General features: G+C 40.0%; 13 protein-coding genes. 10 read left to right on the top strand and 3 right to left on the bottom strand.

Annotated elements, in window-relative coordinates:
- From NMM19_RS08300 to NMM19_RS08290, 3 genes are all read left to right on the top strand, one after another.
- Window positions 1-333, top strand: a 333-nt coding sequence (locus NMM19_RS08300) for an LPXTG cell wall anchor domain-containing protein (RefSeq protein WP_254730855.1), incomplete at its 5' end; no start/stop codon positions are given.
- A gap of 145 nt (window positions 334-478) precedes the next feature.
- Window positions 479-1,042, top strand: coding sequence for a sugar O-acetyltransferase (locus tag NMM19_RS08295; protein WP_178895524.1), 564 nt, complete (start codon window positions 479-481; stop codon window positions 1,040-1,042).
- A gap of 153 nt (window positions 1,043-1,195) precedes the next feature.
- Window positions 1,196-2,437, top strand: a complete 1,242-nt coding sequence (locus tag NMM19_RS08290; protein ID WP_178895523.1) for a carbohydrate-binding domain-containing protein — start codon at window positions 1,196-1,198, stop codon at window positions 2,435-2,437.
- A gap of 60 nt (window positions 2,438-2,497) precedes the next feature.
- Here NMM19_RS08290 and NMM19_RS08285 read toward each other — a convergent pair whose 3' ends face one another.
- The 3 genes from NMM19_RS08285 to NMM19_RS08275 all read right to left on the bottom strand — a co-directional run bounded on the left by NMM19_RS08285 (window position 2,498) and on the right by NMM19_RS08275 (window position 3,900).
- Window positions 2,498-2,701, bottom strand: coding sequence for a CsbD family protein (locus NMM19_RS08285; RefSeq protein ID WP_006151004.1), 204 nt, complete (start codon window positions 2,699-2,701; stop codon window positions 2,498-2,500).
- A 117-nt stretch (window positions 2,702-2,818) separates the two neighbouring features.
- On the bottom strand, window positions 2,819-3,451 hold the full coding sequence (locus NMM19_RS08280; RefSeq protein WP_074324953.1) for a DUF421 domain-containing protein: 633 nt from the start codon (window positions 3,449-3,451) through the stop codon (window positions 2,819-2,821).
- Window positions 3,448-3,900 (bottom strand): DUF3290 family protein, encoded by a 453-nt coding sequence (locus NMM19_RS08275; RefSeq protein WP_178895522.1) that lies wholly within the window; start codon window positions 3,898-3,900, stop codon window positions 3,448-3,450. Before NMM19_RS08275 ends, NMM19_RS08280 begins: the two co-directional genes overlap by 4 nt.
- A 190-nt stretch (window positions 3,901-4,090) precedes the next feature.
- Between NMM19_RS08275 and NMM19_RS08270 the strand changes: the two genes are divergently transcribed.
- The 7 genes from NMM19_RS08270 to rpsD all read left to right on the top strand — a co-directional run bounded on the left by NMM19_RS08270 (window position 4,091) and on the right by rpsD (window position 11,330).
- Window positions 4,091-4,855: a nucleoside phosphorylase gene (locus tag NMM19_RS08270; protein WP_178895521.1), complete on the top strand. Its 765-nt coding sequence runs from the start codon at window positions 4,091-4,093 to the stop codon at window positions 4,853-4,855.
- A gap of 33 nt (window positions 4,856-4,888) precedes the next feature.
- Entirely contained in the window at window positions 4,889-6,265 is a 1,377-nt protein-coding gene (locus tag NMM19_RS08265; RefSeq protein WP_178895520.1) for a TrkH family potassium uptake protein, read from the top strand.
- A gap of 13 nt (window positions 6,266-6,278) precedes the next feature.
- Window positions 6,279-6,944 carry a TrkA family potassium uptake protein gene (locus NMM19_RS08260; protein WP_178895519.1) on the top strand — a complete coding sequence of 222 codons (666 nt, stop codon included), beginning with the start codon at window positions 6,279-6,281 and terminating at the stop codon, window positions 6,942-6,944.
- Window positions 6,945-7,080: 136 nt separating this feature from the next.
- Entirely contained in the window at window positions 7,081-8,706 is a 1,626-nt protein-coding gene (locus tag NMM19_RS08255; RefSeq protein ID WP_178895518.1) for a fibronectin-binding SSURE repeat-containing protein, read from the top strand.
- Window positions 8,707-8,786: 80 nt separating this feature from the next.
- Complete coding sequence (locus tag NMM19_RS08250) at window positions 8,787-9,485, top strand: response regulator transcription factor (RefSeq protein ID WP_178895517.1); 699 nt, start codon at window positions 8,787-8,789, stop codon at window positions 9,483-9,485.
- Window positions 9,482-10,516, top strand: a complete 1,035-nt coding sequence (locus tag NMM19_RS08245; RefSeq protein ID WP_178895516.1) for a cell wall metabolism sensor histidine kinase WalK — start codon at window positions 9,482-9,484, stop codon at window positions 10,514-10,516. The genes NMM19_RS08250 and NMM19_RS08245 overlap by 4 nt, the downstream gene beginning before the upstream one ends.
- A gap of 202 nt (window positions 10,517-10,718) precedes the next feature.
- Window positions 10,719-11,330 (top strand): 30S ribosomal protein S4, encoded by a 612-nt coding sequence (gene rpsD / locus NMM19_RS08240; protein WP_004253981.1) that lies wholly within the window; start codon window positions 10,719-10,721, stop codon window positions 11,328-11,330.
- Window positions 11,331-11,569 lie beyond the last annotated feature (239 nt).

The following is an 11,569-nucleotide window of genomic DNA, read 5'->3' as shown; positions in this document are numbered from 1 at the left end:
GAAACTAAGAAGTTGCCAAACGGTGACACAGAGCACGTTTATGAGAAGGTTAAGACTCCAGATCCAGAGCCAACTCCAGATCCGAAACCAACTCCAGATCCAGAGCCAACTCCAGATCCGAAACCAACTCCAGATCCAAAGCCGACTCCAGATCCAGAACCAACTCCAGATTCAGAAAAACCAGAAGCTCCAGTTAAACCGGCTCCAGCTAAGGAAAATACTCCTCAATTGCCAAACACAGGTACTAAGGATAATGCTAGCCTTGCTGCTCTTGGTTTAGTAGGTGTCTTGAGTGGATTTGGACTTATTGCCCGTAAAAAGAAAGAAGACTAAACAACTCTGTAAAGTAGTGAGAAAGTCACCTTTCTAATTAAAAACTAGTACATCCAAAGATGTACTAGTTTTTTTATCTCTTTGCTGCTTGTTTTAAGGATAGAACTATGCTACAATCTTGTAAAACAAGCAAGGATATCAAGATATGAAAAGTGAATACCAAAAAATGATTGCCGGAGAACCCTATCGCCCGTTCGATCCAGAACTTCGTGCTCTAGCACTAACAGCACGACAAAAGCAAGCTTCCTTTAATGAAGAAGTCGATCCAATAAAAGGTATGGAAATCATCAAAGGATGGTTTGGTTCAACTGGTGAAAATCTCTATGTCAATACTCGTTTGGTAGTGGATTATGGTGTCAATATTCATTTGGGAGAAAATTTCTATTCCAATTGGAATCTGACCATGCTAGATGTTTGTCCCATTACCATTGGCGACAATGCTATGATTGGTCCTAACTGCCAATTTTTAACACCCCTTCATCCCCTGGATCCAGATGAACGAAATTCAGGTTTAGAATTTGGGAAACCAATTACAATCGGCAAGAACTTCTGGGCAGGTGGTGGGGTTATTGTCCTTCCAGGTGTTACACTAGGTGATAACGTTGTTGCAGGAGCAGGAGCTGTCATTACTAAATCTTTTGGTGATAATGTAGTTTTGGCAGGCAACCCAGCACGAGTTATCAAAGAAATTCCGGTCAAAGAAAATTAAAAGAACAGCGAAATGCTGTTCTTTTTTGTACCATAAGCAATGATTATTAATGAAGTTCGGATGGGGTTAAGAAAACTTTTAGAAAAAGTTTAGGCTTGTTTTAGGAAAGTCACGTAGACTAAGAGCATGTAAATGAAAGACGAGGAAACGAGCATGAAAGCAAAAAAATGGACATTCTTATTAACGAGTATAGCAACTCTAGCACTGGTAACAGCTTGTACCCAGTCAACTTCAAATACAAGCAATAGTGCTGCAACAACTACATCCACTACAGATGCTAAGAAAACTAACTATTTCACAGATAAGGACTACGATACTTCCTATGATGAAAAGGCAGCCGCAACTGTAACCTTGTCAGGATCAACGGCGATGGTATCAGGTGATGGAGTGGCCGTATCAGGATTTACCGTTACAATCTCTAAGTCAGGTACCTATGTGATCTCTGGTCAATCTGATGGAGTTCAAATCAAGATCGAAGCTGGGAATTCTGATGATGTACATATCGTACTAAAGGGTGTGACCATGACCAATACCAATGCAGCTATTTCTGCAACATCAGCTGGTCATGTTTACCTAACTCTAGCAGATGGCACAACTAATAGCCTCTCAGATTCTGCTTCTAATAGTGATGAAAAAGCTGATGCTGCCCTCTTCTTTAAAGTGGACTTGACCATCAATGGTAAAGGAACTCTCAATGTAGATGGTAAGAAAAACAATGGTATTAAGGCCAACGATACACTTCACATCACAGGCGGGACCTACAACATCACAGCAGTCGGAGATGCTTTTAATGTCAATGATGAACTCAATATTACTGGCACAACCATGACTATCGATGCCAAGGAAGACGGAGTTAAGGTCGACAATGATGAGGACACATCTGTAGGAACCATGTATCTCTCTGATAATACCATCACTGTTACTGCAGGGGACGATGGTATCCACGCATCAGGTGATTTGGTTATTGATAGTGGTACCTATACCGTTAAGAATTCTACAGAAGGGCTTGAAGGTAAGTCAATCACTATCAACGGTGGAGATATCGCCATCTATTCAACGGATGATGGTGTCAATGCAGCCAACAAAAATGCTCAACAAAGTGAAATTTTCTTCACTATGAATGGTGGGAACTTGACGGTTGAAGTTGGTCAAGGGGACACGGATCCAATTGACTCAAATGGTAATATTACAGTTAATGGAGGAACCATCAAAATGACTGGTCAAACTGGTTTTGACTTTGATGGAACAGCGACCTGCACAGGCGGAGATATCTATCTCAATGGTGAAAAACAAACTGAGATTGTCAATTCTATGCCTGGAGGCGGAGGGGCACCTGGCGGTGGCCCTCAAGGGAATGGTAGCCCTGGAGGTCCCGCTCCTGATGGACGACCATAAAAGAAAATCTCCTTTCTCGAAAGAGAAGGGAGATTTTTATGATATTAGGATGAGAAAGAATTATTCTCCGTCTTTTTTAAAGATGTTTTTTACGCCAGATACTGCACCTTCGACAGCTTCTTTAGCATCTTCAGCAACTTCTTTAGCTTTTGAAGCTACTTTTTCTGCAGCTCCTTCCGCTTGAGTTTTAGTATCGCCAGTAAGTTTACCAAAACTTTCTTTGACAGAACCTTTAGCTTGGTTGAATTTTTCTTCGATGGACATGGGGGATACCTCCGTTAATTTTTTGTATTATCTAAATTACATCAGATACTAATTTAAGTATATACCCTTTTATGCTAAAAAGCAAAAAACTGATACAAAAAGCATCAGTTTATTTTTTTAATAGGTTACAACATTCAATTGACCTTTATCATATTCAGCAATAAAGATATTAGAGACTTCTTCAAAACCTTCTTGTTTTAACTCATCCATTAACCACTCTTCAGTTTTGCCAATGGTTTCTAGGATTTCAACTTGGACAACACCGTCTGTGATGACTGGGTACTTAGGATTCTCGTCACCCATTCTTACGACAATTAGTTGTCCGTTTTGCTCAATCACAGCTCTCTTGACATCCTTTAATTGAAAGATTCCTTGAGCGCGCAATTTAAGAGCAACATCAGCAGCAGCTAGACCTTTTGAGCGACAGGCTTCTGGATCTAATGTTCCATTTTTAATGATAATCGTAGGTTTTCCGTCAATCAGATGTTTAATGAAGGAAACATTGGTATTCAACCATTTGAGGAGTAAAATGAGAATAGTCCAAATAATGAGGATAACAATGTATTGGATGATAGTGATGGAACTATTGTAGATAACCCCACCGATAATACCCCCGAGAACAAAGTTCTGGATTTGATCTACTGCAGAACTTGGTGCTAAATTTCCTTTACCTGTTACGTTAATAACAAAAACAAGAGAAAGTAGCCCCAAGGCTAATTTAATTGCAATTGTAGCAAAAAAGCTTATCATTTTTCAACCTCCACGAGTTCCACATCTGATTTATAGAGTTCCATCTTTTCTAATAAATAGCTATCTTGGGCAGTCCCACTAATGGCACGATAAAAATTGTCACCTACTTTAATAATCGCCCCATCAGTCACTGCTGATGTGTTGACATAAACATTTTTCTTATCAACACCTAACTCTTTTGATACAATTTCGATGAAGTGCAAGGAACTACGAAATTGATTATCATTGGATTGGTTGTTTTGAAGATTCGTAATGCTAATCAATACAAAAGCAATTAACGTCAAAATAGAAATGAGCGATAATTCACGGAACTTACTCCCTCTTTTATCTTTGAAAGCCTTAAATGCAAAGAATCCAGTCACAATCACTAAGAGCGTCGACACAATAATCATGACCCAATCCTGTTGACTGATTTGGCTTAGAACATAGTCGTATGAATAGAATTTCATAAGATTTCTCCTTTTTTAAATTCAATCTATTATAAAATAATTCCTAAGATATAGCAATTTTACCATTAGGAAAATAGCATTTAATTGTTGTTTCCTACTTAAGGTAGGTTTTTTATAATTTGACTTAGCCTCCCGTCTTGACTTTCGTTTGGCTTTTGTTATAATAGTAAAAATTTAGAGGAGGTATTCTATGATTCAAAAACATGCTATTCCTATTTTAGAGTTTGACGATAATCCTCAGGCAGTCATTATGCCCAATCACGAAGGCTTGGATTTACAGTTACCAAAGAAGTGCATCTATGCATTTTTGGAAGAAGAGATTGACCGCTATGCTCAGGAAGTAGAAGCAGATTGCGTAGGGGAGTTTGTTTCTGCCACTAAGACCTACCCGGTTTATGTCATGGACTACAAAGGTGAAAAAGTGTGTTTGGCCCAAGCGCCTGTCGGTTCCGCTCCAGCGGCCCAGTTTATGGATTGGTTGATTGGCTATGGTGTGGAGCAAATCATTTCCACTGGTACTTGTGGAGTCCTAGCCGATATAGAGGAAAATGCCTTTCTCGTCCCTGTTCGCGCTCTGCGAGATGAGGGGGCCAGCTACCACTATGTAGCGCCTTCTCGTTATATGGAGATGCAGATTGAGGCTATCTCTGCCATTGAGCAAGTCTTGGAACAAAGAGGTATTCCTTATGAGGAAGTCATGACCTGGACGACAGATGGTTTTTACCGAGAAACAGCTGAAAAAGTTGCCTATCGTAAGGAAGAAGGCTGTGCAGTTGTGGAGATGGAATGTGCTGCATTAGCAGCAGTAGCTCAACTTCGCGGTGCAGTCTGGGGTGAGTTGCTGTTCACGGCTGATTCATTGGCAGATCTTGATAACTATGACCAGCGCGATTGGGGTTCAGAAGCTTTTGACAAGGCCTTAGAACTCTGTCTTGAAATCGTTAGTCATATGTGACTGCTTTAATTGTTTTTATGGTACAATGTAACTATGTTATTCAAATCATTTTCGGAAAAAATAAACACGACCTTGGGACGTTTATCACCTGCTCGTCGAATTTTTTTAAGTTTTGCTTTGGTTATTTTCGCAGGCTCTCTCCTTTTGAGTCTGCCATTTGTGCAAGCAACAAGCTCCCAAGCGACCTATTTCGACCATCTCTTTACAGCAGTATCCATGGTCTGTGTGACGGGACTCTTTACTCAACCAGTAGCTACTACATATAACATCTGGGGTCAGTTAATCTGTATGTTTTTGATCCAGATTGGTGGTTTGGGTCTCATGACCTTTATAGGGGTCTTTTATATTCAAAGTAAGCAAAAGCTAAGTCTTCGTAGCCGTGAAACAATTCTGGAGAGCTTTAGTTATGGAGAAACTCATTCTTTAATGGTTTTCATACGTTCGATTTTCTTGACGACTTTTATCGTTGAAGGACTCGGAGCCTTCCTGTTAAGTTTTCGTTTTGTTCCGGAATTTGGTTGGGGCCGAGGAATTTTTACCTCTATCTTCGTAGCTATTTCAGCTTTCTGTAATGCTGGTTTTGATAATTTTGGAAGTACAAGTTTAGTAGCTTTTCAAACTGATCCTTTGATTAATCTAGTGCTTGCTGCTTTGATCATCACAGGCGGTCTAGGGTTCATGGTTTGGTTTGACCTGGCCACGCAGTTGAGCAAGAAAAAACGTCGGCTTCGCTTCCATACCAAGTTGGTTCTCTTCTTGACAGCTGGAATTTTATTTACTGGAACAGTTTCAACCCTCTTGATAGAGTGGAACAATCCGGGAACGATTGGCAATCTCAGCATCCCTGATAAATTGCTAGTCAGTTTTTTCCAAACAGTTAGTATGAGAACGGCAGGTTTTGCTTCTATTGATTACACCCAGGCTCGGCCTGTTACTTTGATGATTTATATCTTACAAATGTTTCTCGGTGGGGCGCCTGGTGGAACAGCTGGGGGGCTTAAAATCACAACCTTCTTTGTATTATTAGTATTTGCACGCAGTGAACTTTTAGGATTACCCCATGCCAATGTAGCTCGGAGAACAATTTTACCTCGGACAGTCCAAAAATCATTCAGTGTCTTTATTATCTTCTTGATAACTTTTTTATCGGGTTTAATCCTACTAGGAATAACAGCAGAAGGGAATCCGCGCTTTATCTACATCATGTTTGAAACAATTTCAGCACTTGCTACGGTTGGAGTAACTGCTAATCTGACACCAGAGTTAGGTAAATTAGCTCTTAGCGTCGTCATGCTACTGATGTTTATTGGCCGGATCGGGCCACTCACACTGTTAGTTAGTTTGGCTGAGTATCAACCAGATAAGAAAGATACAATCCACTATATGAAAGCGGACATTACTATAGGATAAGAAAGGATAAACTATGGCGGATCGGACAATTGGAATTTTAGGTTTGGGTATTTTTGGGAGTAGTGTTCTTACAACTCTCGCTCAGCATGATATAAATATTATCGCTATTGACGACCATGAGGAGCGAATCAATCAATTTGAACCAGTCTTGGTACGTGGAGTTGTTGGAGATATCACAGATGAAGAGCTCTTGCTCTCAGCAGGAATTGATACCTGCGATACAGTTGTGGTGGCAACTGGGGAAAATTTAGAATCTAGTGTGCTTGCAGTCATGCATTGCAAGAGTCTAGGAGTACCAACTGTTATTGCTAAGGTTAAAAGTCATACAGCAAAAAAAGTACTTGAAAAAATCGGTGCAGACTCTGTTATTTCACCAGAGTATGAAATGGGTCGTTCATTAGCTCAAACGATTCTCTTTCATAATAGCGTAGACGTCTTTCAGTTGGACAAGAATGTCTCCATTGTCGAGATGAAAATTCCACAATCGTGGTCAGGCAAAAGCCTAAGTCAACTGGACCTTCGAGGACGATACAATCTCAATATCCTTGGTTTTCGTGACTACGAAAATGCTCCCTTAGATGTTAAATTTGGACCAGATGATCTTTTGAAAGCTGATGGCTATATGATGGCAGTAATCAATAACCAATATTTGGATAATCTAGCACGCCTCAATGAGTAGAAGAAAAAGATTATTGAGTCAATATAAGTATTTTATAAGAGGGATTTAAGAAAAATTTTAACTTTTTCTTAATCCTTTTTAATTTTAGGAGATTATACTAGAGTCATCAAAAAAAGAAAACTCTAAGGAGAATCCTATGAAATTCAATCCAAATCAGAGATATACTCGTTGGTCTATTCGCCGTCTCAGTGTCGGTGTTGCTTCAGTTGTTGTAGCTAGTGGCTTCTTTGTCCTGGTCGGACAACCAAGTTCTGCGCGTGCTGATGTGGTCAATCCGACCACTGCTCAAGTCGTGCCAGATGCAGATTCGGTGAGTGAAAAGAGCAACTTACCAGCAGAGGCTCTAAAAAAAGCAGTCGATGTAGCTCTTCCTTCAGAACAATCAGACACAGTATCTAAAGTAAGCTTGGATTCTACAAGCTCTCCAGAAAAAGCGGACGCAAATGCTAAAGATCCAGTAGTAGCACCAAAAGAAGAAGTGCAAGCACAACCTGACTCTAAGAAACAAACAGAAGATGCAGTTAAACCTGTAGAAGGTCCTACGTCTACAGTTTCTGGGCAAGATTGTGACGTAAGTGAAGCGCAACCAGCAACTACCCCAGCTGAAGTACAAAAAGGCGTGGCTGATAACACCGAAGACTCAGTAGACATCCCGGCTAGCTACCTTGACAAAGCCAATTTCCCAGGACCATTTACAGCTGGTGTCAACCAAGTCATTCCATACGAATTCTTCGCTGGCGACGGCATGTTGACTCGCCTTATCTTGAAAGCCTCTGACAAGGCTCCATGGTCAGACAACGGTTCGGCTAAAAATCCTGCCCTCCCACCAGTAGAGAAATTGGGCAAAGACCTCTACTTCTATGAAGTAGATTTGGCAGGTACTCAAGGTAAATCAGATAAAGAGCTTCTTGACCTTTTAAAACAAAATGGAACGCAAAGTTATAAAGCTACTATTAAAGTGTACGGGGCTAAAGATGGAAAACCTGACTTAACAAATCTCGTAGCGACTAAAGATTTGACTGTTAATTTGAATGGTTTGACCACACCAGCTGAGGTGCAAAAAGGTGTGGCTGACAACACCAAAGACACAGTAGATGTCCCAGCCACTTACTTGGACAAGGCTAACTTCCCAGGCCCATTCACAGCCGGTGTCAACCAAGTCATTCCTTACGAAGCTTTTGGTGGAGATGGAATGTTGACCCGCCTTATCTTGAAAGCCTCTGACAAGGCCCCATGGTCAGACAATGGAACAGCAAAAAATCCTGCTCTATTACCACTTGAAGGCTTGGCTAAAGGCCAATATTTCTACGAAGTAGATTTGAATGGTAATACGGTTGGTAAAGATGGTCAGGCCTTGCTAGAGCAACTTCGAGCTAACGGAAGCCAAACATATCTAGCTACCATCAAGGTGTATGGCTCTAAAGATGGCAAACCTGATTTGACCAATCTGGTTGCTACTCGTCAAGTAACGATTCGACTTCATGGATTAGAAATGATGTCCAGAACTCCTCAAGGCGATCAGATGGCAATGCCTTCTTCTACGTCAGATTCAATGAACAAAATGAAGGATATGATGAAGGAAGCCCAAGCTTCAGAGATGAGAATGGGTGATTCCATGGCTGAAACTAGGAAAAATGATGGGCAACCGATGCTACCAAATACTGGTGAAGCTCAAACGAATACAGCTGGACTTGGAGCCCTTGGCCTAGTCTTGGCAGGTCTTGTTGGATTTTTGGGTTGGAAAACGAAACGAGAAGATTAAGATTCAAATCACTTAAACATTAGAGAAAATAGTGTTATACTAAAGCAAGTATAACACTGTTTTTGTCAAAGGAGTGTCAGATGAAAAAGACAATTTTGTTGGTTGATGATGAGATAGATATTCTAGATATTCAAAATCGCTATCTTTTGCAGGCAGGTTACGATGTTTTAGTTGCCCATGACGGTAAGGAAGGATTAGAACTTTTTAGAAAAAAATCTATCGATCTCATTATCACGGATATCATGATGCCTAATATGAACGGTTATGATTTCATCAGCGAAGTTCAATATATTGCTCCTGATCAACCCTTTCTCTTTACAACTGCTAAGACAAGCGAACAGGATAAGATTTATGGATTAAGTTTGGGGGCAGATGATTTTATAGCTAAACCGTTTAGCCCAAGGGAATTAGTTTTAAGAGTGAATAATATCTTACGCCGTCTTAGTCGTGGCGGAGAGACCGAGCAGATTGAGTTTGGTGACTTAGTGATCAACCATGTGACTCATGAGGTTCGCATTGGGGAACAGCCTTTGGAATTGACAGTGAAATCTTTTGAACTTCTATGGATATTAGCCAGCAATCCTGAGAGAGTCTTTTCAAAAACTGAACTTTACGAGAAGGTATGGCAAGAGGATTATGTGGATGATACCAATACACTCAATGTTCATATTCATGCTTTGAGACAAGAGTTGAGTAAGTATACGAATTTAAACACTCCTGCTATCAAAACTGTTTGGGGATTGGGCTATAAGATGGAAAGACCGAGAGGAAAAAAATGAAATTAAAAAGCTATATTTTAGTGGGGTATCTAGTTTCGACTCTACTAACGATTTTGGTTGTTTTCTGGGCAATCCAACGAATGTTAATTGATAAAAGTGAAGTTTACTTTCTGGTTGGAATGACCTTGATTGCAAGTTTCATTGGCGCTGCAGTGAGCATCTTTCTTTTGTCGCCCGTTTTCTCTTCTCTGAAACATTTGAAAAAACAAGCTCAGAATATAGCTGGTAAAGATTTTAGCACAGAAATTGAAACCAAAGGGCCGATAGAATTTCAAGAGCTAGGCCAGGCTTTTAATGACATGTCCCACAATTTGCAGGCTACTTTTCTATCACTTGATGAGAGTGAGCAAGAAAAAAGAATGATGATTGCTCAGCTCTCTCACGATATTAAAACACCCATTACCTCCATTCAGGTTACTGTGGAAGGAATTCTTGATGGAGTAATCAAGGAAGAGGAACGACTCCATTATTTAACCACGATTGGTCGGCAAACTGAGCGTCTAAACAAACTAGTGGAGGAATTGGATGTTTTGACTCTTAACACACAACCTCAAGATACTGCTGATGAAGAAGTCGAAGAGGTCTTTTTAGATCAGCTGTTGATTGAGTCAATGAGTGAATTTCAACTCCAGATTGAACAAGAGGAGCGGGATGTTTACATTCAAGTATCACCTGAGTCGGCGAAAATCAAGAGTTATTATGACAAACTTTCTCGTATTCTGGTCAATTTGTTAAACAATGCCTTTAAATATTCAGAACCAGGAACCAGAATCGAGGTTCTTGCCCAATTAACAGAAGAAGAACTGATAATCAGTGTGAAAGACGAGGGTCAAGGTATTCTTCCTGAAGATTTGGAAAAAATTTTTAACCGACTTTATCGTGTAGAAACGTCGCGTAATATGAAGACAGGTGGCCATGGATTAGGACTTGCGATTGCGCGAGAACTAGCTCATCAACTAGGTGGTGAAATAACAGCAGAAAGCCAGTATGGCTTAGGAAGCAAGTTCACATTCTGCCTTAATTTGAAATAAAGGCGTAAAATCTCTTTACAAATCGACAGATTCATGATACAATAGCCTTTGTGTGAAATAGCAGCAGGAAAGCATGAAGCTCGTCAACAGGTGTCTTATAACAAGTAACCTTGGCTGTTTAGGCGAAGGGCATCTGCACGAATCAGGGCTTTCTAAGTGACTATTTCCGCCGAAATTTTATTTATATTAGGAGGACATACATATGTCACGTTATACAGGACCATCTTGGAAACAAGCTCGTCGCCTAGGCCTTTCACTTACAGGTACAGGTAAAGAATTGGCACGTCGTAACTACGTACCAGGACAACACGGACCAAACAACCGTTCTAAATTGTCAGAATACGGTTTGCAATTGGCTGAAAAACAAAAACTTCGTTTCACTTACGGAGTAGGTGAAAAACAATTCCGTAACTTGTTTGTACAAGCTACAAAAATCAAAGGCGGAATCCTTGGTTTCAACTTCATGCTTCTTTTGGAACGTCGTTTGGATAACGTAGTTTACCGTCTTGGTCTTGCGACTACTCGTCGTCAAGCTCGTCAATTCGTAAACCACGGTCACATCCTTGTTGACGGAAAACGCGTTGATATCCCATCATACCGCGTAACTCCAGGTCAAGTAATCTCAGTTCGTGAAAAATCATTGAAAGTTCCAGCTATCCTTGAAGCAGTTGAAGCTACTCTTGGACGTCCAGCATTCGTATCATTCGATGCTGAAAAATTGGAAGGTTCATTGACTCGTTTGCCAGAACGCGATGAAATCAACCCAGAAATCAACGAAGCACTTATCGTTGAATTCTACAACAAGATGCTTTAATTTTAAGATATATGATACAGAAAGCCTACAACAGTGGGCTTTTTGTTTTATACTTTGATCATGATTTTTCCTATTTCACAATAAAAAGTATATAGTGTTTTTTTCTTATATAAAAAGTAAGTTGTTTTAACAGTAATTAATATAAAAGAAAAAAATAGAAAAAATTTTTTATAAAAAATAATTCAAACCAGTTGACAAGCGTCAAAAAGTAGGTATAATAGAAAGAGTTGACAAGCTCA

It is taken from the genome of Streptococcus sp. CF8_St5-17 (assembly GCF_024295665.1).
Classification (GTDB): Bacteria; Bacillota; Bacilli; order Lactobacillales; family Streptococcaceae; genus Streptococcus.
The sequence above is the reverse complement of the archived record's forward strand: the minus strand, read 5'-3'. Positions and strand labels throughout refer to the sequence as shown.